Below are 24,121 nucleotides of genomic sequence, written 5' to 3' on the forward strand. Positions count from 1 at the left end.
CGACCAGTCCCGGCAAAGATAACACGGACCGTCTCGTCTTGTTCGACCGCGTCATCCCCCAGAATGAGGGCATGGTTCTATCGCGAAGCGGACCGGTCCGAAGCGAAGCGGCGCACCAGGCGATCCTCGACGCCGCGGTGGCCCTCTTCGCCGAGCGCGGCTACGACCACCTCACCATGGAGGGCATCGCTCGGCGCGCCGGGGTGGGGAAGCAGACGATCTACCGGTGGTGGCCGAGCAAGGGCGACGTCCTCGCCGAGGCGATCCTCGAGGGACGCCTGCTCGGCCGCGAGCGCGACCTGCCCGACACGGGGGACGCGCGCAGAGACCTGGCCACCTGGCTGAACGGACTGTTCACGCTACGGGCCAGCGCCGACGGCGAGGGGTTGCTGCGCTCTCTCGTCGCCGCGGCCGCGGGGAGCGCGGAGACGGGTCGACGACTGCGCGCGGAGATCCTCGCGGCACCGCTCGTCGAGCGACTCTCCACCGCGATGGCCGGAACGACGGGACCTCGACTCGACGCGGCGGCCGACGCCCTCCTCGGCGCCGTGATCCTGCGCGCGCTCAGCCGTGAGGAGTTCGACTTCGACGACATGCTGCACCTGGTCGACGCCGTGATCGGCACGCCGACACCCCGCCGCTGACGCACACCGCTCGCCACCCCGCGGCCGTCAGCACCCTGATCTCTACCACGCGGCGCTGACCGGCGTCCAGACCGGGAACGCTCAGCCGCGTCCCGTACACTTGAGGGAGCAAGGGGAGTACTCCCATCGCGACGATCTCGTCAGTACGGTCCACGTCATCGTGAACCCGGGACGTCGGCCCATCTCGCCGGGTGGAGGAGACCTTGGTGTCTTGTCGTACACCTTTCTCCCTTGGAGGCCGCCATGGGCGTCACCCCCCTCATCTGGATCATCACGATCGCGATCACGGTCGCGTTCTTCGTCTTCGAGTTCTTCGCGCACGTGCGGAAGGCGCACGAGCCGTCGATCGCCGAGTCCGCCCGCTGGTCGGCGTTCTACATCGGGCTCGCGCTGCTGTTCGGTGTCGGCATCGGCGTGGTGTCGGGCTGGACGTACGGCGGCGAGTACTTCGCCGGGTACCTGACCGAGAAGGCCCTGTCGATCGACAACCTGTTCGTGTTCCTGATCATCATGACCGGGTTCGCGGTGCCGAAGATCTACCAGCAGAAGGTGCTGATGATCGGCATCGTCATCGCGCTCATCATGCGCGGGGCGTTCATCGCGGTGGGCGCCGCACTGATCGAGAACTTCTCCTGGATCTTCTACCTCTTCGGCGCCCTTCTGCTGTTCCTTGCGTACCGCCAGGCGTTCTCGCACGGCGAGAGCGACCCCGCCAACGGCAAGTTCATGCAGTTCGTCCGCCGCGTGCTCCCCGTATCCGAGGAGTACAACGACGACAAGCTCACCGTTCGTAAGAACGGCAAGCGCTTCGTGACGCCGATGCTGCTGGTCATCATCGCGATCGGCTTCATCGACCTGGTCTTCGCCGTGGACTCGATCCCCGCGATCTACGGCCTGACGAACGAGGCGTACATCGTCTTCACGGCGAACGCCTTCGCCCTCATGGGCCTGCGCCAGCTGTACTTCCTCATCGGCGGCCTGCTCGAACGCCTCGTCTACCTGGCGCAGGGACTGGCCGTCATCCTGGCCTTCATCGGTGTGAAGCTCGTGTTCCACGCCCTGCACGTCAACGAGGTCCCCTTCATCAACGGGGGCGAACCGCTGCTCTGGGTGCCCGAGATCCCGATCTGGTTCTCGCTGCTCTTCATCGCCGCCACGGTGGCCGTCGCGACGATCGCGAGCCTGCGCAAGACCCGGAACGACGACGAGAAGAAGAAGCGCGAGACCTTCGACGGCGAGAAGGTCATCCACGCTCCCGAGGACTGACCCTCCGAACTGATGACGGGCTCGCGGCGTTCGCCGCGGGCCCGTCGTCGTCTGCCGCATCCGACCGACGAGCGCAACCCCGGCGAGACGCTCCGGTGGTCGTCCTACCGTGGCCGACATGACGCGATTCGGCTACACCCTCATGACCGAGCAGAGCGGCCCGCGGGCGCTCGTCGACTACGCCGTCGGTGCCGAGCGCGCCGGCTACGACTTCCTCGTCTCCAGCGATCACTACTCGCCGTGGCTCACCAGCCAGGGCCACGCCCCCTATGCCTGGACCGTTCTCGGCGCCGTGGCGCACGCGACCACCGACGTCGAGCTGATGACCTATGTGACCTGCCCCACCGTCCGATACCACCCCGCGGTCGTCGCCCAGAAGGCGGCGACGCTGCAACTGCTGTCGGAGGGCCGCTTCACTCTCGGTCTCGGATCCGGCGAGAACCTCAACGAGCACGTCGTCGGCGAGGGATGGCCCGCGGTCCATGCCCGTCAGGACATGCTCGTCGAGGCGATCGAGATCATCCGCGCGCTGCACACCGGCGACCTCGTCACCTACGACGGCGAGTACTTCCGCGTCGACTCCGCCCGCGTGTGGGATGCCCCCGACGGCGGGGTCCCGATCGGTGTGGCCGTTTCCGGCGAGCACTCCATCGAGCGCTTCGCTCCGCTCGGCGATCACCTCATCACCACGGAGCCCGACGGCGACCTCATCAGCGGGTGGGATTCCCACCACGACGGAGAGTCGCGCAAGATCGGTCAGATCCCGATCAGCTGGGATCCCGACAAGGATGCCGCCATCGCACGCGCTCACGACCAGTTCCGCTGGTTCGCGGGGGGATGGGCCGTCAACGCCGACCTCCCGACGCCGGCGGGCTTCGCGGGGGCTTCGCAGTTCGTCCGACCGGAGGACGTCGCCGACTCGATCGCCTGCGGCCCGGATCTCGACGAGCTCGCGGAGAGCGTGCGTCCCTTCATCGATGCCGGCTTCACCGACATCGCCATCGTCCAGGTGGGCGACGAGCAACAGCAGCGATTCGTCGACGAGATCGCCGCTCCGCTGCTGGAGAAGCTCCGCGCCCTGTGACCGGCGGCGGGGCGCGCCCGACGGCGCGTCCCGCGGCTCACCGGCCGATTCGTCCCGTCTCGGCGACCCACTGTTCGAGGCGCCAGACGGGGAGGCGGAAGACGCGGGCGACCGCGACCGCCGTGAAGCGTCCTTCGACGACCGCGGCGATGGCGAATTCCCGCAGCGACGTGAACTCGCGACCGGCGAGGGCCCCCTCCCGCAGTTCCGCGAACGTGCGGGGCTGGCGCGTCGCGACGGGTCCCGAGGCATCCAGGACGTAGGGCGATCGCGCCTCGACGGCTCGGCGAGGCGAATGCGGACGCTCGGACGCTGACGGAGCCGGTTCCGGCGCGCCGGTGGGCGCGGCCTCGATCGCGACCGGCCCGCGGGTCCGCGTCCACGGCGCCGGCGGTAGCTCTCCGCCCCAGGTGACCTCCGTCGCCGGCACGACGGCTCCTGCCCGCTGGCGCAGAGGCCGCCCCTCGGGAGGGGCGTTGACGATCGACTCCCCGATCGGTTCGGGCATCGTCGGCGCGGCTCTCGCAGACGTCCATGGCGCTACGGGGAGCTCACCGCCCCAGACGACCTCGCTCGGCACCACGTACGAGCTCGCGACGGGAGGGGCCGGCGCGGTCTCGAGCCAGGGAGCCGGAGGCAGGTCTCCGCCCCACACCACGTCGCTGGGAACCACGTAGGCGCTCTGCGGGGCCACGGACGGCTCGGCGGGGGCGGGGACGGCATCCCCGAACAGCTCGCCGACCTCGACCTCGAACGTCTCGGCGAGCGCGACCAGCGTCGCCAGCGACGCCGTCGTGCGGCCCGCTTCGATCGCCCGCACGCGGGACTCCGACAGCCCCGCCTCGAACGACAGGGTCAGTACCGTCAGGCCGCGCTCTTCGCGCAACCGGCGCACGTGACGAGCCAGCGTGCGCAGCACCTCGTCGAGACGCCCGTCGAGGGGTGCCTGTGTCATCCGGTCCTCCCGTAACCGAGGATGCCAACCTGTGTCCGGGGGAGACAGTGAACAGTACCGCGTTCGCGGCGGGCAGCGCGGCACGCCGTCGGCGGCGCGCCGCCGTCAGCCCCGCAGCCCGGTCGAGCCCAGGACGCGCTCGACGACGATCTCCAGCACGACGCGCTCGGGGTTCACACGAGGCCGGCGATACCGCGCGGCGTAGAGCTCGACGGCGTGGGCCACGGCATCCGGATCATCACTCACGCGGGCGGTGCCTTCGAAGCTCATCCAGCGGGCCCCGTCGACCGAGCACACCGCGGCGCGCCCGCCGCGGACGGCGTTGACGAACTTCTGCGTCCCACGCGATCCGATCACGCGGACGACGCCGTCCTCGTAGGTGAAGCCGACCGGGACGGCATGGATCCGTCCCGACCGACCGAGGGTCGAGAGGGTGGCCAGGTGGTATTCGCTCAGGAAGGCGAGGGCGTCATCGGTCAGCACCCCTCCAGCGTGCCACGCGAGACGACCTCCGACACGGTCTTGGTGGCCGTCTCCCATCGACGGATGCCGACGGCTCGGACCGTCCTCTCGAGGGGGGCGTCGGCGGCGAGCACCCGCAGCGCGTCGCCGAGGCGCTCCAGCGGAACCCGGCGGGCGAGCGTGACGTGCGGCGTCCACGCTCCCGGTCGCGTGTGGTCGCCGTCGTCTCCCGCCCCCGCGAGGTCGTGCACCCGCGCGTGCAAGTCCAACAACGCGGCCGAGGGGACCACCGAGCGCGCGATCACCCGCGTGCGCCCCGTGCCGAACAGCACGGGAGCCCCGAGGGTCATCCCCCGGGGAAGGGCGTCCGCGAGCAGTGCGCCGTCCACGTCGGCGAGGGTCGGGCGCACCAGCAGCGTGATGTGGGGACGGTTGCTCTCTCCGGTGTGGCGCGCCTGACTCGGCAGGTCGGCTGCGACGAGGGCATCCCATTCCCCGCGGATCGCCGCGTCGGATTCGTCGTCGAAGACGAGCTCCAGACTGACGATGTCGCTCACGGTCGGATCACCGGGTCGACCACCACGCCGCCGCCACCAGTGCCGGCTGGAAGAAGAGTCGTCCGAACCGCTTCTGGTCGGTGTCGAGGCCGAAGGCCGACCGCCCCTTGCGCCATTGATCGATGTTCCCCGGGAAGATCGCGATGAAGAAGGCCGCCAAAGCGGCGCCGACACGGCGACGCTCCTTCGGCAGCGCGACGAGCGCGAGCCCGAACGCCGCCTCCACCACTCCGGAGGCCACGACCACTGCGTCTCGATCGAGCGGGCCGTGCTCTACGAGGGCATCCGGCACCTGCGCCTGGAAATCCCGCCGAGCGAAGGTCAGGTGCGAGATTCCGGCGAACATCATTGCCAGGGCCAACGCCCAGCGCACGAAGGTCTTCATGGCAGCACGCTAGATCGCGATCGTTCGCCCCCCGGCGGGCTTGACGACGCACGTCCGGGCTCTTCGCCCCCTCGAACCGGGCGCTACGACACCGGTCCGGTTCATGCAACCCCCGGCCGCTGACGACGCGTCGCGCTTGACTGGGAACACGTCAGACGAGGAGGTGCCCCATGACGATGACAGACGCCGGATCCCCGTCGATCCGCGAGGAGGATCTCGATGCGCTGCTCATTCGGGCCGCCTCCGGCGACTGCGACGCATTCGTCGCCTTCTACGACGCGACGGCGCCGCGCATCTACGCCACCCTGCTCGCGCTGACGGGTGTGGCCGCGAAGGCCGAGCTGCTGCTGGAGGGGATCTACGTCGAGGCGTGGGAACGCATGCGCGGCCGTGACGCTCCCCCGTGCCCGGGCATGCAGTGGGTGTCGGCCATCGCGCATCGGCACGCATCCGGGCGGGCCTGAGGCCGGAGCCAGGTGGACCGTCGCTGTTCAGGAAGCGTCGACGGGGGTTGCGATCACGCCGTGCGTCTCGAGATCGACGGTCAGACCGCTCGAGGAATTCGCGGAGTTGGCGTACGTCTGGAGGAGGGCGGGATCGAGCATCTCGGGCTCGACCGCTCCGAAGACGAAGCGCAGCGGGATCGACGGCTGGATCCAGATCGTGCTGCGACCGGTCGCCTCACCCGATGGATGCCGCCACGACATCGTGAAGCTCTCCCCGCGACGCAGCTTGGTGGCGATGACGACCTTCACATGCGCGAGGACACGATCGGGGATCTCGATCGGGCGCTCGGAGGAACCGTAGAACAGTGAGCCCATCAGCTTCTCCTTCCGAGGATGCCATCTTCGATTATTTTACTAGGTTGGCTAACTATCGCCAAGTGAATTCGCGGAGAATGTGCGGGGAACCGGATTGTTGGACGGGGGCGCGAATTAGTTCGGTCCTCTGGAATCTCGGGGACCGAACTACAATGGCGCCACGGGGGCCCGACCCGGAGGAGACGTATGACGATCGAGACCGCTCACGACCCCGCATCCACCACCGCTCGAGCGGTCGAACGCCTCCGCCTCGCCGAAGCCCGTCTCGCGCGGCGGCGCCAGACGGAGTGCGGTCCGAGTGAGAATGCGCGGGCCGCGATGCGCCTCATCCTCGAGCGCGCGGACGCCGGCGCACGCATCACGCCGACGGAGATCGCCCAGTCGCTCGCCATCTCCACGGCATCCGTCACCGGAATGCTGGACCGCCTGCATGCCGGTGGACTGATCTCCTTCGAGGCGAACCCCGCCGACAGACGCAGCAAGTTCGTGATGCCGTTGGATCGGGACGCCGATCCCGATGCCGTAGACCCCGTCACGGCTCGCATCCGGGAGTTCGCGCTCGATCTGCCCACCGACACCGCCGGTCAACTCGTGCAGTTCCTCGACCGGGTTCGCGAAGTCGTCGACGCCGAATGTCGCTGACGGCGTCAGGTCGCCGCGACCGCCTCCGGCTCGGGCTCGTTCGTGATGCTCAAGCCCCCGGGCGAGCTCGCCTCGTTCATGAGGTCGTCGATCCATCGACGATTCAGCTGCGGGGATCGGCTGCCGTAGAAGTGGAAGACCAGCGGGATCGACGGCGAGATCCACAGGCTGCGCGTCCCGCTGCCGTCACCGAGCGGGAAGTGGAACATGAAGGGCTCGCCGCGACGCAGCTTGTTCATGAACACCATGCGCAGGTGGGACAGGGTTCGATCCTCAATGTCGAACGAGTGACCCAGGGTGTTGTAAACCAGTTTTCCCACCATGACAGCGTACCGCGCTCCACCCGGTTAACTACTGCTCGACAGCTTCTCTCGGGCCTCAACTAGAGTGCTCAGCGTGCCCCGACTCCCGCGTTCCCTCCGCACCCGGCGCCGGGTTCCCCGCGCCGTGCTGGTGGCGCTCGCCGTGGTGGCGGCTGTCGCCGTCATCGCCCTGATCGCGGTCGTCGGCAACCTCGTCACGACCCTCTTCCAGACGTTGGCCGCCCGCCCGCCCGCCGTGGACACGCGTATCGTGGCGCCCGACGAATCGAAGGCCGCGCAGGCGGCGAGCGCAGGCGGCGACGCCACCGAGCAGGCCGCGGCGCAGTGGCTGGCCTCGCAGCCGACCACCTACTGGCTCACCCCCGAGATCGACCCCGTCGACGAGGTGTGGGACCGCGTCGCACACCTCGCCGCAGAGGCCCGCGATCAGGATGCCGCCCTCTCCATCGCGGTGTACGGCCTTCCCGATCGCGACTGCGGCAATCACTCCGCCGGCGGTCTCGACCCGGAGTCGTATCGCGCGTGGACGCAGCGCATCGGAGACGCGCTCGGCAACGCGTCGGACATTCAGAAGATCGTGGTGCTCGAGCCCGACAGCATCGCCCTGTCGTCGACGTGCGGCACACCGTCCGACCGCGCCGGCTACCTCAAGGAGGCCGTCGACAACATCCGCGGGACCAACACGTGGATCTACATCGACGGGGGCCATTCGTCCTGGCATCCGGTGAAGGAGATGGCCGACCTGATCCGCGCGACCGGCCTCCTGTCCGACGTGCGCGGCGTCGCCCTCAACGTCTCCAATTACCAGGACACGGCGGCCGAGTTCGACTACGCCCACGCATTGTCCGACGAGCTGGGCGGCACGCACGCCGTGATCGACACGTCCCGCAACGGCGCCGGCCCGGCGGGGTCCGAGTGGTGCAACCCGGCCGGTCGTCTCGTGGGCAGCCCCGGCGGCTCGTTCGGCGACGGCGTCGTCGACACGAATCTGTGGATCAAGCCGCCCGGCGAGAGCGACGGCGAGTGCAACGGAGGGCCCACCGCGGGCACCTGGTGGCCCTCGGCGGCCGTGGAACTCACGCGCGACCAGCGCTGACCGCGCACCCGCAGTCCGCGCCGCGCGCAACCCGTCGGTCGTCATCGTCGGGAAGTGTGTCAAGATTGCGCTCGTCGCTTCGCGACACCGCGTCTCGGGGGAGTACGCGGGCACGATCCCGTGCGAAGCCGGAAGAGTGGGTGAAATGAGCGACAGCTCCGAGTTGCTGAAGACCGCGGTCATCGTCGAAGACGATCCCGACATCCGTCACCTCCTCGTCGAAGTGCTCGAGTCCGCCGGGTTCTCGACCGTCTCGGTCGGAAACGGCATCGACGGTGTCCGCGCGGTCCTCGCCTACCAGCCGTTGATCACCACCCTCGACGTGAACATGCCCGGCATCGACGGGTTCGAGGCGGCCCGCCGCATCCGTCAGCAGAGTGACACGTACATCATCATGTTGACCGGCCTCGAGGAAGAGGCCGACGTGGTGCTCGGACTCGGCGCCGGCGCCGACGAGTACGTGGTCAAGCCGTTCCGTCCGCGCGAACTGCGCGCCCGCATCGAGGCGCTCCTCCGACGCCCCCGCGGCGGGGAGTCTCACGCGAGCACCGCACCTCGGCAGGACAGCGTCGGCCGCTCCTTCCCGAACCCCCGCCCCGAGGCGACCACTCCCCCGGTCACCTCCTCGGCACCGAGCGCTGCGGTGATCGTGCCGTCGTCGCAGGGACCCGAACCCCGCGCCGAGGCGCAGGTAGCCCCCGCCGCACGGACGGAGCTCGTGCCCCGTCCCGCCGCCGGCGACCTCACCCCCACCGGTGGAGCGTGGATCGCGCACCGCGACCTGCAGCTCGACCCCGACAGCCGTCTCGTCCGCGTCGGCGGCGAAGAACTCGAGCTCACGCGCACCGAGTTCGACCTGCTGGCCACCCTCATGGAGTCCAAGCGCCGCGTGCGCAGCAAGGCCGATCTCACGCTCGTCCTCCGCGGGGAGTCCTACGTCACGAGCTACTTCGTCGGCGAGGCCGACAAGAGGGCGATCGAGGCGCACATGACGAATCTGCGCCGCAAGCTCGGCGACAACCCGGCCAATCCGCGCTACATCGAGACCGTGCGCGGCGTCGGTTACCGCCTGACCTCGGAGCTGCTGGCCACGCCCTGAGCCCCCTGCGAATAACGGATGCCTCGACCCTCCCCAGGGCCGAGGCATCCGTGTCTCTGATGCGTTCGGGCGCGATCAGATCGTGTGTTCGTCAGACCTTGAAGCCGTGCTGGCGACGAACGAGCTTGGAGAACATGAGGAGGGTCTGCAGCACGGTGACCACGCCGACGATGGGCCATCCGATCCACAGGATCGAGGACTGCACCATCGGCCCGACCATGACCCAGATCACTGCGAGGGCGATGGCGACGGCGATGAGGACCACCATCGGGGTCCAGTGCCCCAGTCCGCCACCGCGCTCCGCCTTGGCCTGCATCGCCCAGTTGTCGACCTTCTTGCGCGAGAGGAAGCGGGTCCACGAACGCACGAAGTGGCTGATGCGGATCCACATGAACAACTCGGCGGGGAAGAACAGCACGGCGAAGAGGACGTCGCTGCGGTTGCAGTTCTTCATGGTCCGCGCGATGCGCAGGTTCAGCAGCATGGCGATGACCGGCGGGATCAGCCACAGGGGCGAGAACACGAAGGCGCCGATCGACAGCGAGCCCGCGAGCAACGTGAGGAACGCGACGCGCACGAACAGGTTGGTCAGCATGCCGAAGTTCTCGAACCAGCGCAGACGCAGGTTGGGGTGGAAGGGCTGGCCCTTGGTGTCACCGCGCTGCCCCGGCCACATGAGTTCGATCGCGCCGTAGGTCCACTTGACCTGCTGGGCGTCGTAGCCCGACAGGGTCGTCATGCCGCCCACGTCGGCCCGCGCGTACGGGCTGATCTTGGTGAGGTAGCCGGCGCTCTTGATCTGCAGCGAGAGGAGCGAGTCCTCCACCTCGGAGTCCTTCACCCAGGGGGTCGACTGGTGGTTCTGCTTCATGGCGTCGCGCAGGGCGTTCGTCGAGAAGATCGAGAACTGTCCACCCAGGACGGCCATGTTGCGCCCGCGCAGCATGTTCTGCAGGTTGAACGCGGCGAACTGCGTGCGCTGCCCGGCGGTCAGGAAGCGGGCGATGGCGCCCTTGATCGGCTTGTCGTCGATCGTGTAGATCGCCGAGATGCCGCCGATGCGGGAATCCGACACGGCCTCGGTCTCCAGGTACTCGACGGCCTTGGTGTCGGCGATGGTGTCGCCGTCGACGCCGAGGAGGTAGTCGTATCCCTCGACGAGCGAATACCCGTAATTGAGGGCACCCACCTTCTTGTCGGGGTTCTTGCCGATGTCGTGCACGAACACCTCGGTGAACTGCTCGCCCAACTCGGTCTGCAGCTCGTGCGGCCCGCTGTACTCGGAGGCGATCTTGACGGTCGCGTCGGAGGTGTTGTTGACGACGACGTGGATGACGTCGGGCACACGGGTCTGCGCGAGCAGCGCCTCGATCACATCGGCGATCGACTCCTCCTCGTTGTACGCGGGGATGACGCAACCGATCGTCGAGCGGTGCACCGAGGTGTGCTCGAGTACCGCGGCGAAGTCGTCGGCGAAGCCGTGATCCTCCGCCGACACCGACGCCGCCAGCTCGCCCTGGTGGAGGTTGAATTCCCGGGCGGTGGGGGTGAAGCTTCGCGCATCAGTCATGGCGGTGTCTTCCTGTCGGTGTAGCGGCGGATCGGCCATGTCCCACTCTGGTAGGTTCACCGCAAGGCGACCACCGCACACGACCACCGTCCCCGCAAGATTTCCGCAAGATTTGCGACGGACACCCGAAGGAGACGCGCCCCGTGATCTTCCTGGCGCTGCTGGCATCCATCGTCGCTGCGGGCATCGCGCTGACCATGCTGTTCCTCACCCATGGTCGACCGGACGACGACCGCGGCGGCCAACGCGCCGACATGGTCCGCTATTTCGGGATCGCCGCGGTCGCGGCCCTGCTCTGCGGCACCATGAACGTCCTCGAGACGGCCGGAGCCGGCGAAACGGCGGCGGCGGTGGGCAACGCCACGAATCTGGTCGCCGTCGGCCTGCTCTGGGCGGGCGCGCGGCGGCTGAACCACCGCCGCGCGATCGGGGCGGTCAGCACCGCCGCGGGCGCCGTGCTGATGCTGGGCTTCACGTTCCTGATCCCCCTGGAGGATGCGACGCTGCTGAAGACCGCCGGCCTCACCGTCTACGGCGCCCTGAGCGCACTCGAACTCTCGCGGCGGCCCCTCGGCGCCCTGTCCGGCGCACAGATCCTGTCGTGGACGCTGGGCGTCTATGCGGCGTACAACCTCTGCCGACTCGTGGTCGCCGCCGTCATGGGGCTGGAGCCCCTCGTCGGGAGCGGCCCGGTCTCGGCCGAGGCGACCGCCGCCGTCAGCGCCGTGGCCATCGCCCTCGTCTCCGTCGCGGCCGTGCGCTTGGGACGCCAGCTCGACGACGCACCGGCACCGGGCACCCGTGCGCACGACCGGGGCTCCCTCCGCCGCGAGGCCGCCCGGATGATCGCGGGGAACTCGCCCGTGCGGGCCACGCTCGTCCGCGTGCCCGAGATCGACCTGATCCGCGCCGCCCACAGCACCGGACGAGCCGAGACGATGCTGCGCACCGTGGCAGCGGCGCTCGATGACGCGATCGACGACGCGGCGTGCGGGATGCCGTCACGCGACACGGTCTTCGCCGTCGCTCCCGCCATCCTCGACGCGGCGGAGCTCGAGCAGGCGGTCCGCCGCGCCTTCGCCGGACGCATGCCCGGGATCGACTACGACGACGTTCCCGACCTCGTCTTCGAGCACTACCTCGTGGGCGACGTCGACGACCTCTCCCTCCTGATGGAGAGCACCCGCCAGCGCCCGCGGCAGGAGCACCGCGACGACTGAGGCCGACCCGTCGACGGCGTCAGTTCGAACCGGTGCTCTGCCCCCACCCGGGGGCACGGCCGGTGCTCGACGAGGTTCCGGTCGTTCCGGCACTGGCGCCCTGGCCCTGATCGGTGAAGATCGCGATCGGCAGGTACTGGTAGACCGTCTGCTGCGAGAACGACGAGTCGGTGTTCGCGGTGCCTTCGACGGCGACGTTGAGCGCGAACTCGAGGGTGATGCCGTACGTGTCGTTGGGCAGTTGCCGGATGGAGGTCGTCGGCACCAGCAGGCCGCCCTGGAAGCTGTTCAGGAGCAGGCCGCGGTCGGAGCGCAGGGTGTCCGAGGGAACCAGGGTACGGGGATCGGCACTGAACTGGAAGGGGTTGGAGACCTGACCGCTGGTCTGGGCGGTCTGCGACGAGATCGACACGGAGGACAGGTAGACGCGTCGCTTCTGCGTGAGGACGGCCTTCTCGTCGACGCGGTTGTCGACGACGTTGATCGCGAAGCCGAACTGCTTCTCGTCCGTCGACGACCACTCCATCGTGCGCTTGGGGTTGACCGCCCAGACGTCCAACCGCACCTCGAGACCGTCGGCCACCTCGGAGGTGAGCGAGACGGATCCGTCGTAGGTGAACTGCGAGTCGAACGGCTTGGATGACGCCGACGCCGCCGGTTCGGGGGTGGCGACGACGACGGACTGCCCGCCCGCTCCGCCGGCCTGGCCGGGCAGCGCGGCGAACAGATCGGCGACCTGGGTGCAGCCGGTCAGCGTCGCGGGAAGGACGACGGCCACGGCCAGGGCCGCGGCGATTGCGCGCGCGCGACGGCGAGAGGTCTTGCTCACGGGATTCTCCTGAGGATCAGCGCGAGATCGCGCAGAGGTCGATGAACGACCATCACGCTGCGGGATGCAGGCCTCAGGGGGAATCTGACCGGGCGTCGTGACACGTGTTCACGCGCGGCGAGCAGAGACAGGATGGCGCGCTGAACATTACACCACTCTCTATACACTCGATGACATGGCATCCGCGAGGAGCGTCCCCCCGGCGGTCGTCGCGGGAGGCGCACACGACGAAGACGGCGCGAGCCCCAGCAGTCGCACGCGCTCCGTCTGGCTCCTCCAACTGGTGCTCGGCGCCAGCGTGGTCATCACCGTCCTGCTCGTCCAAGCGCTCGAGCCCTCCCTGTTCTCCCTGTGGTCGTTCTCGTCCGGCGTCGGCGTGGTCATCGCGCTCACCGCGGTCGCGATCGTCGTACCGTGGCAGCGGCTCCCTCGCGCGGCGGTGGCCGCGGTCCCCTTCGGCGACATCATCGGCATCGGGTTGCTGAGCTTCGGGACCGACCTCCGATTCGGGTTCTTCTGGGTGTTCCCGATCATCTGGATCGCCACCCACTTCGCCCTCGCATACCTCGTCTCCGCCCTCGGCACCGTCGGTGCGCTGATCGTCATCGACGCCGCCGTGAACGCCACGGGGCCCGTGACGGCTCTGCGCCTGATCGTGGTGCTCCTGTCGCTGACGTTCATCGCGATCACGTCGTTCCTCTCCGCCCGTCAGACGCGGGCGTTCAAACAGCTCCTCCGCCGCCAGGCCAGCCGACTCCAGGGCACGCTTCAGCGCGTGTCCGGTCAGGAGCGGCGCGTCTCGCAGATGCTGAACGGTCTCGACACCGGTATCGCCCGCCTCTCCGTCGACGGCGAGGTGCTCGCCCTCAACGACACGTACGTCGACCTGTACGGCGTGGAGCGGGACGAGCCCCAGCGTCCCGGCGGTGCCGTCGAGTACGCGAACCTGCGCGGCGAGCCGCTTCCGGAGTCCGAGCGGCCGTTCGCCCGCGCAGCCAGAGGCGAGCAGTTCGACGACGAGAGGGTGTGGCTCTTCGACACGCACGGCGAATGGCACGCCCTGTCCGTGTCGACCCGTCGCCTGATCTCCTCGGACGAGGCGGAGAGCACGCTGCTGATCGTGCACGACATCACCGCGCTGATCGAGTCGGAGCGCGCACGTGAACGACTCGCCGCCACCGTCTCGCACGAGCTGCGCAATCCGCTGACGGCCATCATCGGACACGCCGATCTCGCCCTCGACGACCCCGGGCTGCCCCCGAAGGTCCGAGACCAGCTGGAGGTCATCGCGGGAGCCGGCGAGCGCATGCAGGCGCTGATCTCGGAGATCCTCGCCAATTCGCGCGGTGTCTTCAAGGACCAGAGCGCCCCTGCCACCGCGGACGCGAGCCGCATCATCGCGTCGTCGCTCGCCTCCTTCCGTCCCGCCGCCGCGGCGCGTCGCGTCAACGTGATCGACGAACTGCCCCCGTCGGCCGACGTCCTCGGCGACGCCTTCCGTCTGCGCCAGGCCTTCGACAACATCCTCAGTAACGCCATCAAGTACACCCCGGCCGGCGGCACCATCCGCATCTCCGGCGAGGTGTCCCCCGACGATGTCATCCTGCGCTTCGCCGACACGGGGATCGGCATCCATCCCGATGATCTCGCCCGTGTCTTCGATCCGTATTTCCGCGCCCAGAGCGTGCGCGACAGTTCCACCCCGGGCACGGGTCTGGGAATGGGGATCATCCGCACCATCGTGGAGGACCAGGGCGGTTCGCTGTTTCTGGACAGCGAGCTCGGCGCCGGCACCACGGTGACCGTCATCCTTCCGGTGCGCAGCGAGGCGGAAGCCGCGTGATGCCCGACGACGTCCTGTCCAATCTGGGCCTGGCGCAGGCGACGGTGGCCACGCTCGGCACCGTGATGATCATCGGGCTGGGGTTCCTCCACCGGCCCTCCCGCTCCGCGTTGCTGTGGTCGCTCGCCTTCGTCCTGGCGATGACCAGCACCTGGGTCTCCGTGACCGGCGCGATCCTTGACGACGAGACCGTGCGGAGGGCCGGCCTGGGGCTCATGCTGGGCGCCCCGGCGCTGATCTGGTCGGGGTTCCGCGCGCGTCGCGGGGTCGCCTCGCTGCCGTGGATCGGCGGCCTGCAGGCCATCCTCACGGCGATCGTCTTCGTGTCCGTCGTCGATGTCAGCGCCTACGGGCTCGCGTTCCGACTCGCGTTCCTCGCTGCGGCGGTGTTCGCCGGCCTCACGCTCGCCGAGCTGCGTCGCGCGGCCGATCGGCTCGAGCGGATGGCCCTGCCCCTCACGATCGTCTCCGCGGCATTCGTCGCCCTGGGCGCCGGCATCCTCATCTCCGGGCTCTCCGCCCCCGCGACGATCGGCGACCTCGCCCTGCCGCGTGTGCTCAATGGTCTGGCGATGCTGGTCTTCCTCGTCTGCGCCACGGTGTCGCTGCTGTATTTCACGTCGGTGTCGCCCAGTGGGCGGCGGGCGGCATCCTCGTGGCCCCACTTCGTCGTCACCGCGTCCGACCGCCTGCGCCGCGCGGCTCAGGCCCGGGAGGAGTCCTGGGCGGTCCTCACCGTCCGACTGGATGACCCTCAGCAGTTGCGCAGCGCCGCCGGCGAGAACGCCTGGATGCGACTCGTCGAGGACTTCGAGAGGGTCGTCGTCGAGACATTCCCCGCCGAAGCCGATCTGGGCCGAGAGACGCGCGGTCGGGTGGTGGTCGTCCTGGCGCGTCCGGACTCCGTCCTTCGCGAACAGGTGCGCACGGTGCTCCGACGCATCACCGAACTCGATGGATCGGCATCCGTCGGCGTCCAGCTCTCGGCGAGCGTGGGATGGGTCGCCGCGGAAATGGGCGGTTTCGACCTGCCGACCCTCATCGCGGATGCCGATCGCGCGGCCGCCGAGGCGACCCTGCAGGGCGGGGACCGCTGGCAGCGCGTGCGCGCCTGATCAGCCGCCGGATCCGGTCTCTCCGCCGCCGGCGATCGCGACGGTGAGGGTGTCACTGGCGGTCTGCTTGGCGAACTCGTTCGATGTCGGGGTGGTCTGCACCAAGAACTCGAAGGTGAACTGGAGGGTGACGAACGTCGCCTCCGCCGGCACCTCCCCGACATTGAACGTCTGCGAATAGCTGTACGGAGACAGGACGAGATAGCCCGGGGCATCGGTCTGATCGGTCTGCGCCGCCAGCGGTGAGAACGACTGCGCCGCGTTGCCGGGGACGGCCGTCATGGTGGCCCGTTGCAGGTAGACCTTCTGCCCGTCATCCGGGGAGACCGTGGTCATCATCGACAGGCTCACGGGCTTCAACGCCGTCGGCGTCCAGCGGTCCATCGACAGCGTCGACCAGTAGTCGACCGTGGCGCTGACGGCCCCCGCGGTCAACGGCCGCTGCGTCGAGCCGCTGCTCAGGTCGTTGCGGACGGGCTGCGGAGCGGAGGATGCCGTGGGTGTCGGCGAAGCCGAGGCCGTCGCCGGTCCTCCTCCCTGGGCCCACGGAGGAGCGCCGCATCCGGCGAGAGCGAACGCACCCGCGACCAGCAGTGCCGCGGCACCGATGAGCCTGCCGCGCCTCGTTGCGAGCCCCATTCGTCCTCCCCCGGATCGTTCCCTTCAGTGTAGGTGTCCGAGGACGGGTGGCTGCCGCCGGGTGTCTAAGGTATGCGCGTGCAACGCTCGTCCCCTTCGGTCCCTCGCCGTCGTGCGCCCGCCGTCTTCGCGGCCGTGGTGCTCGGCGTGTTCATCGTCGGCCTCGGCTGTGCGGTCTGGATCGGGCTTCGGGGCGCGTCGGCCGTGCAGCACCTGCGGTCGGCGCAGGCGACGGTCGGCTCCGCGACGACCGAGGTCGCCGATCCGGCGGGAGCGATCGAGCGCCTCGGCGAAGCCGCCCCCGACACCTTGGCCGCGCGCGCCCTCACCGGCGACCCGGTGTGGAGGGGCGCCGAGATCCTGCCCTGGATCGGACCGCAGCTCGCCGCTGTGAGGAGCGTCGCCGCGTCGGTGGACGACGCGGCATCCACCGCCGTCCTCCCTCTCCGAGCCGCCGCCGCCGTTCTCGCACCCGGCGCCCTCCACACGCCCGATGGGGCCATCGACGTGGCGCGGATCGCGGCCGCGCGGCCCGCGGCCGCCGATGCGGCGACGCGGCTGCGGATGGCCGTCGACCGTATCGCCGAGATCGACCACGAGCCTCTCCTCGGGGCCGTGTCCACGGCCGTCTCCTCGACCTCCGCCGCGCTGGATAGGGCGGCCACCGCCGCCGAGGCGCTGGAGCGCGCGACCACCCTCGTCCCTCGCATGCTCGGGGCCGACGGCCGACGCTCCACCCTCCTGCTCTTCCAGAACAACGCCGAGTGGCGATCCCTCGGCGGGGTGGTCGGGGCCGTGGCCCAGGTGGATGCCGATGCCGGGCGCCTCGCCCTCGTCGCTCAGGCGTCGAGCGCCGATATCACCGCCTTCGTCGACGACCCGGTCCTGCCTCTGCCCGACGATGTGCGCGGCGTCTTCGACACGCGTCCGGCCCGGTACCTGCAGAACACCACCCAGGTTCCCGATTTCGCCGTCGGTGCCGCTGTCGCCCGTGAGATGTGGCGTCGCACGCACGGCGAAGAGGTCGATGCGGTCGTCGCGCTGGACCCGGTGACGCTGTCGTATCTGCTGCGGGCGACCGGACCCGTCACCCTCCCCACGGGCGAAGTGATCGACGGCGACGATGCCGTTCCCCTCCTCCTCGACGAGGTGTACCGCCGCTTCGCTGATCCGCGCGAACAGGACGCCTTCTTCCAGAGCGCCGCCGCCGCGGTCTTCGGGGCGCTGGCGGAAGGACGCGGTGACTCGACCGCTCTCGTCGAGGCCCTGACGCGGGCGGGCGACGAGCGCCGCCTCCTGGTGTGGAACGCGGATGCCGCCGACCAGGCCGTGCTCGACGGATCGACGCTGCAGGGCGCTCTTCCCGTGTCCGATGACACCCGCACAACGGTCGGGGTCTATCTCAACGACGGCACGGGCTCGAAGATGGACTACTACCTGCACCCCCGCACGGCGATCGGATGGTGCGCAGACGGCCTGGCGACCCTCCGGGTGAGCCTGCGCAACGACGCGCCCGAGCCCTCCACGCTCCCGCCCTACGTGACGGGTGGGGGCGAGTACGGCGTCCGTCCCGGCGACGCGCTGACCGGCGTGTACGTCTACCTTCCGCCGGGGGCCGAGGTCGTCGACAGACGCACGTCGTCCGACGGAGCCGTCGCCCCGGGCTTCGCGGGCGGTCTGCACGACGGCCGGGCCGTGGTCAAGTGGTCCGTGCAGCTGTCCCCCGGCCAGACGGGCGTCCTGGACCTCGACATCCGGATGCCGACCACCCCCCGCCTCGAGATCCTGTCCACGCCGACGCGGGATCCACACGAGACGCCCGACGTGGGAGCGTGTCCGGCCGCTGGGTGACCCCTCTTCGGCGGCTGCGGGTGAAGTCGCGAGGCACGGGGCGTGAAAGGGAACGGGACACGCCGCACCGCGCACTCCTCCTCCGCGAGACTCCCCGGTGGAGCGGCGCGTTCCGCTTTTCGAACACCGGCTCGACCACGCCAAGCAGATGGGGCACACCATGAAGACCACGATCATCCGGGCCGTCGCGGCGCTCTCGCTCGCCGCCGCCGCAGTGCTGGCGCCCACGGCCGCCAACGCCTACACCGACCCCGCCGTGATCTCGGTGACGCCGCCCGTCGTCGCTCCGGGCGGCAGCGCGACGTTCACGACCGATCGCAAGGGCTTCGACGGTGATGAAGACGTCGCCATCTCGATCACCGGTGTGGCCGCGAAGGGCGTGGCCCTCGCGTCCATCGCGACCGAGACCAACGATTCGCTGCGGACGAAAGCCGTCGATGGCAAGATCCACGCGCAGGTTCGCTTCCCGGCGAACGCGACGGGCGTCTACTCGTTCACCTTCACCGGCACCCGCAGCGGCGTGGTCCTCCACTCGAGCGTGACCGTCACCCCGGTCGGAGCACCGAGCGCACCCGCCCAGGGCGGTCTCGCGGTCACCGGCTTCGATGCGGGCAGCACGACGGGCCTGTGGCTCACCGGCGCGGCCCTCCTGGTCGGCGGTTCGGCCGTCGGCATCGGAACCGTCATCCGCCGCCGCCGCGCCTCGAAGAGCTGACCCTCCTGACAAGAAGAGGGGGCCGTCCTCGGACGGCCCCCTCTTCGGCGGTGCCGAGCACTCAGTCGAGGGCGCCCGCACGCGATGGGGTGACCTCCGCGGTGACGAGGATCGGGAGGTGGTCGCTCTGTCCCTGGGGCAGCGTCTTGATGTGGGCGATGTCGAATCCCATCGACGTCGCGAAGTCGTAGTGTCCGCGGAAGAAGCGGTACCGCGTGTACGTCCGTGTGTCGCTGAGCGTCAGCTCGTAGCCCTGATCGCGCACCTTCTGCCCGAGGTTCTCCTTGAAGACGGGGTAGTTGTAGTCGCCGACCATCAGCGCGGGCAACCCCGGGCCGAGGTTCTGCAGCTCCGTGAGCGCCGTCCGGATCTGATGGCGGCGGAGCGAGTTGAGCGCGGTCAGGGGCGCGGCGTGGAACGAGGCGACGATGACGTCTCGCCCGTGGTCGATGTCGCGCAGGCGCACGCCGAGCATCCGTTCCTCGGCCGGTTTGAGCACGTAGTCGTGAAGCGACTTCTTCAACGCGATCGCCCGGACCTCTTCGGCGCGGAACGTGTTCTCGCGGTAGTACAGCGCGAGACCGAGCCGATTGCGCTGGGTGGCATCCGCCAATCGGAGGCCGCCGATCCGCTCCGGAATGTCCGTGGAGTCGCACTCCTGCAGGCAGAGCACGTCCACCTCGTGCTGCTCGACGAGCGCGGCGAGCTCACCCGCAGCGCGATGCTTGTTGAGGTTGTACGAGATGACCTTCATGGCGGAGCCAGCCTACGACTCGCGCCGATGCCGCTCCTGAGGGGTTGCGCAGCCGCCGTGAGGTCGATTCAGGATGCCGACTCGTCGGCGTCCCGTCGGTTCCGCGTCTGCTCCGCGCGCGCCGCGAGCAGGTCGTCGGCGGGGTATCCGACCTCGGCGAGGACGAGCCCCCGGGCCGCGAGAACCTTCGTCTCCGGGATCCGCATGCGAGCGTCGCGGATCGCCACGACGTCGTCGATCGCGATGCGCCCCTCCCCCACCGCGACGCACGCGCCCACGAGCGCGCGGACCATGCTGTGGCAGAAGGCATCGGCGCGCACGTTCGCCACGAGGACGCCGTCGTCGCCACGGTGCCAGTCGTATTCGAGGAGGGTGCGGATGGTGGTCGCCTCTTCGCGGGCCTTGCAGTAAGCGGCGAAGTCGTGGAGCCCGATGAGGCGACCGGCGGCGGCATCCATCGCCTCGACGTCGAGAGCGCTGCGAACGGTCGTCGTCCTCGAGCGATCGAGCGGGTCGTAGTCCGTTTCCGCGTCGGCCAGCCGGTAGGAGTACCGACGCCAGACCGCCGAGAAGCGGGCGTCGAAGCCCTCCGGCGCGAGAGACGTGCGACAGACCGTGACATCCGGGTAGGCGCCGAGGACACCGCGGACACGACCGGCCAGGGCGGCGACCGCGTCAGCCTCATCGTTGTCGCGACGCCGTCGCGGCAGGCGGGTGATCTGCGCGTCGTCGAGGTCGAGATGCGCCACCTGGCCGGAGGCGTGCACTCCCGCGTCGGTGCGCCCGGCCACGACGAGACGGGGCGAGCCGCCGATGATGCGTTCGAGCGCCCCTTCGAGCTCGCCCTGCACCGTCCTCAGCCGCGGTTGCCGCGCCCATCCCCGGAAATGCGTGCCGTCGTAGGCGATGTCGAGACGTATGCGCACACGTCCAGCCTACGAGCGCCGCAGCCGGGGAAATGACGGATCCCCCGGTCGGGGACGGCCGAGAAAACGACGGAGCCCCCACCCTGATGGGTGGGGGCTCCGTGCGAGCAGGAAGCTCAGGCCTTGGCGTCGTCCTGGACGGCGTCATCGGCGGCGGCCTCAGCAGCCGCGCCTTCCTCGGGCGACTCGGCGCCAGCGTCGGCGGCCTCGTCGGTCGAGGTCTCCTCGACGGCGGGCTCCTCCGCAGCGGGCTCCTCGGCGGCCGGGGCGGCAGCGGCAGGAGCCGCAGCGGCCTTCGACGACGCCTTCTTGGCGACGGGCTCGAGGACGAGCTCGATCACGGCCATGGGGGCGTTGTCGCCCTTGCGGTTGCCGACCTTGGTGATGCGGGTGTATCCGCCGTCACGCTCGGCCACCAGGGGCGCGATCTCGGTGAAGAGGGTGTGCACGACCTCCTTGTCACCGATCACGCTCAGCACGCGACGACGCGCGTGCAGGTCGCCGCGCTTAGCGAAGGTGATGAGACGCTCGGCGAGCGGACGCAGGCGCTTGGCCTTCGTCTCGGTCGTCTTGATGGACTTGTGCGTGTACAGGGCTGCCGCGAGGTTCGCGAGAAGCAGACGCTCGTGGGCCGGGCCGCCTCCGAGGCGGGGACCCTTCGTGGGCTTAGGCATGTCGTGTTACTCCAGTGAAAGGTTCGGTCGGGTCCGACCGGGGTCAGACGGTCTCTTCGTCGTAGCCGCTGTAGAACTGGGCGCCGTCGAAACCGGGCACCGAGTCCTTGAGCGACAGTCCGAGCGAGGTGAGCTTGTCGCGCACCTCGTCGACCGACTTCTGACCGAAGTTGCGGATGTTCATCAGCTGCGTCTCGGAGAGGGCGACCAGCTCCGAAACGGTGTTGATGCCCTCGCGCTTGAGGCAGTTGTACGAGCGGACCGACAGGTCGAGGTCTTCGATCGGCATCGACAGCTCGTTCGAGAGGACGGTCTCGACCGGCGCGGGGCCGATCTCGATGCCCTCGGCCTCGACGTTCAGCTCGCGAGCGAGACCGAACAGCTCGGTGAGGGTGCGGCCGGCCGAAGCGACGGCGTCGCGCGGCGCGATGGACGCCTTCGACTCGACGTCGAGGACGAGCTTGTCGAAGTCGGTGCGCTCGCCGGCACGGGTGGCGTCGACGCGGTAGCTGACCTTGAGCACCGGCGAGTAGATCGAGTCGATCGGGATCTGACCGGCCTCGGCGTACTCGTTGCGGTTCTGCGTGGCCGAGACGTAGCCGCGGCCACGCTCGATCGTCAGCTCGAGCTCGAACTTCGCGGTGTCGTTGAGCGTCGCGATGACCAGCTCGGGGTTGTGCACCTCGACACCCGCCGGAGCGGAGATGTCGGCGGCGGTGACCTCACCGGCGCCGGTCTTGCGCAGGTACGCCGTGATGGGCTCGTCGCGCTCGCTCGAGACGACCAGCTGCTTGATGTTCAGGATGATCTCGGTGACGTCTTCCTTCACGCCCGGGATGGTGCTGAACTCGTGCAGGACGCCGTCGATGCGGATGCTCGTGACGGCCGCGCCGGGGATCGACGACAGGAGGCTGCGGCGCAGCGCGTTGCCGATCGTGTAACCGAAACCGGGCTCCAGCGGCTCGATGACGAAACGGCTGCGGAACTCCCCGATCTTCTCCTCGGTCAGAGTGGGACGCTGTGCGATGAGCACTATGTGTTCCTTTCGATCACGTGCCCGCTATATGACACGTGTAATGGGGTGAGGTGTTGAGTTGTACTCGCGGGATGATGCTCGACCTCAACGGTCTCGCGGCATCCGGAAGTCTGAGTCGCGCGTGAGCGCGGCGTTCCCGGGGAGCGACGAGCACTCCCCGGGAACGGACGCGTCAGACGCGGCGGCGCTTGGGCGGACGGCAGCCGTTGTGAGCCTGCGGCGTCACGTCCTGGATCGAGCCGACCTCGAGACCCGCAGCGGTCAGCGAGCGGATCGCGGTCTCACGACCCGAACCCGGACCCTTCACGAAGACGTCGACCTTCTTGACGCCGTGCTCCTGCGCCTGGCGAGCGGCCGACTCCGCGGCCATGCCGGCGGCGTACGGCGTCGACTTGCGCGAGCCCTTGAATCCGACACCGCCGGACGAGGCCCAGCTGATGACGGCACCCGAGGGGTCCGTGATCGAAACGATGGTGTTGTTGAACGTCGACTTGATGTGGGCCTGACCCACGGCGATGTTCTTCTTCTCCTTGCGGCGCGGCTTGCGCGCGGCGGACTTGGCCTGTGCCATGTGCGTTCTCCTGAATCCTGACGCTCAGCCCGCGGCTTAGCGCGCCTTCTTCTTGCCGGCGACGGTGCGCTTGGGACCCTTGCGGGTACGCGCGTTCGTCTTCGTGCGCTGACCGCGCACCGGGAGGCCGCGGCGGTGGCGCAGGCCCTCGTAGGAACCGATCTCGACCTTGCGGCGGATGTCGGCGGCGACCTCGCGACGGAGGTCACCCTCCACCTTGTAGGTGCCTTCGATGTGGTCGCGAAGCGCGACCAGCTGGTCGTCGGTGAGGTCCTTGACGCGGATCTCCTGGCTGATGCCAGTGGCGTTCAGGATCTCGACGGAGCGGGTGCGGCCCACGCCGTAGATGTAGGTAAGTGCGATCACCACGCGCTTGTCGCGCGGGATGTCGACGCCGGCGAGACGTGCCATGCGGCTCTCCTCAGAGTGTCGTGGAGGTGTGGAGCAGGATCGGTGCTCGGGCCTCCGCCCCGAGGTGTCCCCCACCCGCCTGCGCGGGAAGGATCTGATCCTGCCGATATGTATTCAGTTGGAAAAGGTGTCGAGCTGGAAGCTCAGCCCTGGCGCTGCTTGTGGCGCGGGTTGCTCTTGCAGATCACCATCACGCGCCCGTGACGACGGATCACCTTGCAGTGGTCGCAGATGGGCTTGACGGAGGGGTTGACCTTCATGATGTTCCTGTTTCGCTGTCTTCGAGACCGCGGGTGCGGCTCGTTACTTCTCGACCGGACTCAGCGGTAGCGGTAGACGATACGACCACGGGTGAGGTCGTACGGGCTCAGCTCGACGACGACGCGGTCCTCGGGGATGATGCGGATGTAGTTCTGTCGCATCTTGCCCGAAATGGTGGCGAGCACCTTGTGACCGTTCGTCAGCTCGACACGGAACATCGCGTTGGGCAGTGCCTCGGACACCGTGCCCTCGATCTCGATGACACCGTCTTTCTTCGCCATAAACTCGCTCACGCTCAGTTGCAGACCGGCCGGTCTGCGGTGGATGGGGATTCGGTGCCTCGACACGCCAAGGAAGGCGCAACGCACCAAA

The 24,121-nt window shown here is 69.1% G+C and carries 29 protein-coding genes; 12 read left to right on the plus strand and 17 right to left on the minus strand.

The annotated features are described in order from the left end of the window. The first annotated feature begins 71 nt into the window (after positions 1-71). From AB0230_RS04130 to AB0230_RS04140, 3 genes are all read left to right on the plus strand, one after another. Positions 72-644, plus strand: coding sequence for a TetR/AcrR family transcriptional regulator (locus AB0230_RS04130; RefSeq protein WP_315993585.1), 573 nt, complete (start codon positions 72-74; stop codon positions 642-644). A 243-nt stretch (positions 645-887) separates the two neighbouring features. After that, complete coding sequence (locus tag AB0230_RS04135) at positions 888-1,910, plus strand: TerC/Alx family metal homeostasis membrane protein (protein WP_366374125.1); 1,023 nt, start codon at positions 888-890, stop codon at positions 1,908-1,910. Between the two features lie 118 nt (positions 1,911-2,028). Next, on the plus strand, positions 2,029-2,994 hold the full coding sequence (locus tag AB0230_RS04140; protein ID WP_315993587.1) for an LLM class F420-dependent oxidoreductase: 966 nt from the start codon (positions 2,029-2,031) through the stop codon (positions 2,992-2,994). A gap of 37 nt (positions 2,995-3,031) precedes the next feature. Here the strand turns inward: AB0230_RS04140 and AB0230_RS04145 are convergent, their stop codons facing one another. The 4 genes from AB0230_RS04145 to AB0230_RS04160 form a co-directional block, all read right to left on the minus strand. Continuing rightward, positions 3,032-3,949 (minus strand): helix-turn-helix domain-containing protein, encoded by a 918-nt coding sequence (locus AB0230_RS04145; protein WP_366374127.1) that lies wholly within the window; start codon positions 3,947-3,949, stop codon positions 3,032-3,034. Positions 3,950-4,054: 105 nt separating this feature from the next. Then, positions 4,055-4,432 (minus strand): PPOX class F420-dependent oxidoreductase, encoded by a 378-nt coding sequence (locus tag AB0230_RS04150; protein ID WP_363387005.1) that lies wholly within the window; start codon positions 4,430-4,432, stop codon positions 4,055-4,057. Continuing rightward, on the minus strand, positions 4,426-4,968 hold the full coding sequence (locus AB0230_RS04155; protein WP_366374129.1) for a 2'-5' RNA ligase family protein: 543 nt from the start codon (positions 4,966-4,968) through the stop codon (positions 4,426-4,428). The genes AB0230_RS04150 and AB0230_RS04155 overlap by 7 nt, the downstream gene beginning before the upstream one ends. 7 nt (positions 4,969-4,975) lie before the next feature. Then, positions 4,976-5,353, minus strand: a complete 378-nt coding sequence (locus AB0230_RS04160; protein ID WP_315993591.1) for a hypothetical protein — start codon at positions 5,351-5,353, stop codon at positions 4,976-4,978. Between the two features lie 170 nt (positions 5,354-5,523). On the opposite strand from AB0230_RS04160, the gene AB0230_RS04165 reads away from it, so the two are divergent. Then, on the plus strand, positions 5,524-5,817 hold the full coding sequence (locus AB0230_RS04165) for a hypothetical protein (RefSeq protein ID WP_315993592.1): 294 nt from the start codon (positions 5,524-5,526) through the stop codon (positions 5,815-5,817). Positions 5,818-5,844: 27 nt separating this feature from the next. Here the strand turns inward: AB0230_RS04165 and AB0230_RS04170 are convergent, their stop codons facing one another. Next, positions 5,845-6,174 carry a hypothetical protein gene (locus AB0230_RS04170; RefSeq protein WP_315993593.1) on the minus strand — a complete coding sequence of 110 codons (330 nt, stop codon included), beginning with the start codon at positions 6,172-6,174 and terminating at the stop codon, positions 5,845-5,847. Between the two features lie 186 nt (positions 6,175-6,360). Between AB0230_RS04170 and AB0230_RS04175 the strand changes: the two genes are divergently transcribed. Beyond that, complete coding sequence (locus AB0230_RS04175) at positions 6,361-6,816, plus strand: MarR family transcriptional regulator (RefSeq protein WP_315993594.1); 456 nt, start codon at positions 6,361-6,363, stop codon at positions 6,814-6,816. 5 nt (positions 6,817-6,821) lie between these two features. On the opposite strand, the gene AB0230_RS04180 is transcribed toward AB0230_RS04175, so the two are convergent. After that, positions 6,822-7,136, minus strand: a complete 315-nt coding sequence (locus tag AB0230_RS04180; protein ID WP_315993595.1) for an ATP-dependent DNA ligase — start codon at positions 7,134-7,136, stop codon at positions 6,822-6,824. Positions 7,137-7,212: 76 nt separating this feature from the next. On the opposite strand from AB0230_RS04180, the gene AB0230_RS04185 reads away from it, so the two are divergent. Beyond that, on the plus strand, positions 7,213-8,235 hold the full coding sequence (locus AB0230_RS04185; RefSeq protein ID WP_366374132.1) for a glycoside hydrolase family 6 protein: 1,023 nt from the start codon (positions 7,213-7,215) through the stop codon (positions 8,233-8,235). 145 nt (positions 8,236-8,380) lie between these two features. Then, a complete protein-coding gene (locus AB0230_RS04190) occupies positions 8,381-9,334 on the plus strand; it encodes a response regulator (RefSeq protein ID WP_315993597.1) in 954 nt (317 codons plus the stop codon). 91 nt (positions 9,335-9,425) lie between these two features. On the opposite strand, the gene AB0230_RS04195 is transcribed toward AB0230_RS04190, so the two are convergent. Continuing rightward, complete coding sequence (locus tag AB0230_RS04195) at positions 9,426-10,904, minus strand: glycosyltransferase family 2 protein (RefSeq protein ID WP_366374134.1); 1,479 nt, start codon at positions 10,902-10,904, stop codon at positions 9,426-9,428. A gap of 143 nt (positions 10,905-11,047) precedes the next feature. Here AB0230_RS04195 and AB0230_RS04200 point away from each other — a divergent pair, with 143 nt between their 5' ends. Further along, a complete protein-coding gene (locus AB0230_RS04200; protein ID WP_366374136.1) occupies positions 11,048-12,124 on the plus strand; it encodes a hypothetical protein in 1,077 nt (358 codons plus the stop codon). A 19-nt stretch (positions 12,125-12,143) separates the two neighbouring features. Here the strand turns inward: AB0230_RS04200 and AB0230_RS04205 are convergent, their stop codons facing one another. Beyond that, on the minus strand, positions 12,144-12,953 hold the full coding sequence (locus AB0230_RS04205) for a fructose 1,6-bisphosphatase (RefSeq protein ID WP_366374138.1): 810 nt from the start codon (positions 12,951-12,953) through the stop codon (positions 12,144-12,146). 175 nt (positions 12,954-13,128) lie between these two features. Here AB0230_RS04205 and AB0230_RS04210 point away from each other — a divergent pair, with 175 nt between their 5' ends. Both AB0230_RS04210 and AB0230_RS04215 read left to right on the plus strand, forming a co-directional pair. Then, positions 13,129-14,796 carry a PAS domain-containing sensor histidine kinase gene (locus AB0230_RS04210; protein ID WP_315993601.1) on the plus strand — a complete coding sequence of 556 codons (1,668 nt, stop codon included), beginning with the start codon at positions 13,129-13,131 and terminating at the stop codon, positions 14,794-14,796. Further along, positions 14,796-15,911 carry a hypothetical protein gene (locus tag AB0230_RS04215; RefSeq protein ID WP_366374140.1) on the plus strand — a complete coding sequence of 372 codons (1,116 nt, stop codon included), beginning with the start codon at positions 14,796-14,798 and terminating at the stop codon, positions 15,909-15,911. Before AB0230_RS04210 ends, AB0230_RS04215 begins: the two co-directional genes overlap by 1 nt. Here AB0230_RS04215 and AB0230_RS04220 read toward each other — a convergent pair whose 3' ends face one another. Next, the gene (locus tag AB0230_RS04220; protein WP_366374142.1) at positions 15,912-16,550 is read right to left on the minus strand and encodes a hypothetical protein; all 639 of its coding nucleotides are present in this window, start codon (positions 16,548-16,550) and stop codon (positions 15,912-15,914) included. A 78-nt stretch (positions 16,551-16,628) separates the two neighbouring features. On the opposite strand from AB0230_RS04220, the gene AB0230_RS04225 reads away from it, so the two are divergent. Both AB0230_RS04225 and AB0230_RS04230 read left to right on the plus strand, forming a co-directional pair. Beyond that, complete coding sequence (locus AB0230_RS04225; RefSeq protein WP_366374144.1) at positions 16,629-18,401, plus strand: DUF4012 domain-containing protein; 1,773 nt, start codon at positions 16,629-16,631, stop codon at positions 18,399-18,401. Positions 18,402-18,561: 160 nt separating this feature from the next. After that, positions 18,562-19,116, plus strand: coding sequence for a hypothetical protein (locus AB0230_RS04230; RefSeq protein ID WP_366374146.1), 555 nt, complete (start codon positions 18,562-18,564; stop codon positions 19,114-19,116). A gap of 61 nt (positions 19,117-19,177) precedes the next feature. On the opposite strand, the gene AB0230_RS04235 is transcribed toward AB0230_RS04230, so the two are convergent. From AB0230_RS04235 to infA, 8 genes are all read right to left on the minus strand, one after another. Next, positions 19,178-19,870 carry an endonuclease/exonuclease/phosphatase family protein gene (locus AB0230_RS04235; RefSeq protein ID WP_366374148.1) on the minus strand — a complete coding sequence of 231 codons (693 nt, stop codon included), beginning with the start codon at positions 19,868-19,870 and terminating at the stop codon, positions 19,178-19,180. Positions 19,871-19,938: 68 nt separating this feature from the next. Further along, positions 19,939-20,796 (minus strand): tRNA pseudouridine(38-40) synthase TruA, encoded by an 858-nt coding sequence (truA, locus tag AB0230_RS04240; RefSeq protein ID WP_366374150.1) that lies wholly within the window; start codon positions 20,794-20,796, stop codon positions 19,939-19,941. A gap of 116 nt (positions 20,797-20,912) precedes the next feature. After that, positions 20,913-21,470, minus strand: coding sequence for a 50S ribosomal protein L17 (gene rplQ / locus AB0230_RS04245; protein WP_315993608.1), 558 nt, complete (start codon positions 21,468-21,470; stop codon positions 20,913-20,915). Positions 21,471-21,513: 43 nt separating this feature from the next. Further along, on the minus strand, positions 21,514-22,503 hold the full coding sequence (locus AB0230_RS04250) for a DNA-directed RNA polymerase subunit alpha (RefSeq protein ID WP_058230893.1): 990 nt from the start codon (positions 22,501-22,503) through the stop codon (positions 21,514-21,516). 175 nt (positions 22,504-22,678) lie between these two features. Next, entirely contained in the window at positions 22,679-23,077 is a 399-nt protein-coding gene (gene rpsK, locus AB0230_RS04255) for a 30S ribosomal protein S11 (RefSeq protein WP_013583990.1), read from the minus strand. Between the two features lie 36 nt (positions 23,078-23,113). Further along, positions 23,114-23,488 (minus strand): 30S ribosomal protein S13, encoded by a 375-nt coding sequence (rpsM, locus tag AB0230_RS04260; protein WP_076673723.1) that lies wholly within the window; start codon positions 23,486-23,488, stop codon positions 23,114-23,116. A 143-nt stretch (positions 23,489-23,631) separates the two neighbouring features. Continuing rightward, the gene (rpmJ, locus tag AB0230_RS04265) at positions 23,632-23,748 is read right to left on the minus strand and encodes a 50S ribosomal protein L36 (protein WP_005050492.1); all 117 of its coding nucleotides are present in this window, start codon (positions 23,746-23,748) and stop codon (positions 23,632-23,634) included. A gap of 60 nt (positions 23,749-23,808) precedes the next feature. Continuing rightward, the gene (gene infA, locus AB0230_RS04270) at positions 23,809-24,030 is read right to left on the minus strand and encodes a translation initiation factor IF-1 (RefSeq protein ID WP_013583992.1); all 222 of its coding nucleotides are present in this window, start codon (positions 24,028-24,030) and stop codon (positions 23,809-23,811) included. Positions 24,031-24,121: the final 91 nt, after the last annotated feature.

The organism is Microbacterium sp. NPDC089190, from assembly GCF_040701795.1.
In the GTDB taxonomy this organism is placed as follows: Bacteria; Actinomycetota; Actinomycetes; order Actinomycetales; family Microbacteriaceae; genus Microbacterium; species Microbacterium galbum.

What these genes read in the sequence shown, in the direction of transcription:
- rplQ (WP_315993608.1), bottom strand. Translation starts at nt 21,470, where the DNA reads ATGCCTAAGCCCACGAAGGGTCCCCGCCTCGGAGGCGGCCCGGCCCAC.
- infA (WP_013583992.1), bottom strand. Translation starts at nt 24,030, where the DNA reads ATGGCGAAGAAAGACGGTGTCATCGAGATCGAGGGCACGGTGTCCGAG.
- AB0230_RS04145 (WP_366374127.1), bottom strand. Translation starts at nt 3,949, where the DNA reads ATGACACAGGCACCCCTCGACGGGCGTCTCGACGAGGTGCTGCGCACG.
- AB0230_RS04195 (WP_366374134.1), bottom strand. Translation starts at nt 10,904, where the DNA reads ATGACTGATGCGCGAAGCTTCACCCCCACCGCCCGGGAATTCAACCTC.
- rpsM (WP_076673723.1), bottom strand. Translation starts at nt 23,488, where the DNA reads ATGGCACGTCTCGCCGGCGTCGACATCCCGCGCGACAAGCGCGTGGTG.
- AB0230_RS04160 (WP_315993591.1), bottom strand. Translation starts at nt 5,353, where the DNA reads ATGAAGACCTTCGTGCGCTGGGCGTTGGCCCTGGCAATGATGTTCGCC.
- AB0230_RS04215 (WP_366374140.1), top strand. Translation starts at nt 14,796, where the DNA reads ATGCCCGACGACGTCCTGTCCAATCTGGGCCTGGCGCAGGCGACGGTG.
- AB0230_RS04165 (WP_315993592.1), top strand. Translation starts at nt 5,524, where the DNA reads ATGACGATGACAGACGCCGGATCCCCGTCGATCCGCGAGGAGGATCTC.
- AB0230_RS04210 (WP_315993601.1), top strand. Translation starts at nt 13,129, where the DNA reads ATGGCATCCGCGAGGAGCGTCCCCCCGGCGGTCGTCGCGGGAGGCGCA.
- rpsK (WP_013583990.1), bottom strand. Translation starts at nt 23,077, where the DNA reads ATGGCACAGGCCAAGTCCGCCGCGCGCAAGCCGCGCCGCAAGGAGAAG.
- AB0230_RS04190 (WP_315993597.1), top strand. Translation starts at nt 8,381, where the DNA reads ATGAGCGACAGCTCCGAGTTGCTGAAGACCGCGGTCATCGTCGAAGAC.
- AB0230_RS04235 (WP_366374148.1), bottom strand. Translation starts at nt 19,870, where the DNA reads ATGAAGGTCATCTCGTACAACCTCAACAAGCATCGCGCTGCGGGTGAG.
- AB0230_RS04230 (WP_366374146.1), top strand. Translation starts at nt 18,562, where the DNA reads ATGAAGACCACGATCATCCGGGCCGTCGCGGCGCTCTCGCTCGCCGCC.
- AB0230_RS04170 (WP_315993593.1), bottom strand. Translation starts at nt 6,174, where the DNA reads ATGGGCTCACTGTTCTACGGTTCCTCCGAGCGCCCGATCGAGATCCCC.
- rpmJ (WP_005050492.1), bottom strand. Translation starts at nt 23,748, where the DNA reads ATGAAGGTCAACCCCTCCGTCAAGCCCATCTGCGACCACTGCAAGGTG.
- AB0230_RS04220 (WP_366374142.1), bottom strand. Translation starts at nt 16,550, where the DNA reads ATGGGGCTCGCAACGAGGCGCGGCAGGCTCATCGGTGCCGCGGCACTG.
- AB0230_RS04140 (WP_315993587.1), top strand. Translation starts at nt 2,029, where the DNA reads ATGACGCGATTCGGCTACACCCTCATGACCGAGCAGAGCGGCCCGCGG.
- AB0230_RS04130 (WP_315993585.1), top strand. Translation starts at nt 72, where the DNA reads ATGGTTCTATCGCGAAGCGGACCGGTCCGAAGCGAAGCGGCGCACCAG.
- AB0230_RS04175 (WP_315993594.1), top strand. Translation starts at nt 6,361, where the DNA reads ATGACGATCGAGACCGCTCACGACCCCGCATCCACCACCGCTCGAGCG.
- AB0230_RS04135 (WP_366374125.1), top strand. Translation starts at nt 888, where the DNA reads ATGGGCGTCACCCCCCTCATCTGGATCATCACGATCGCGATCACGGTC.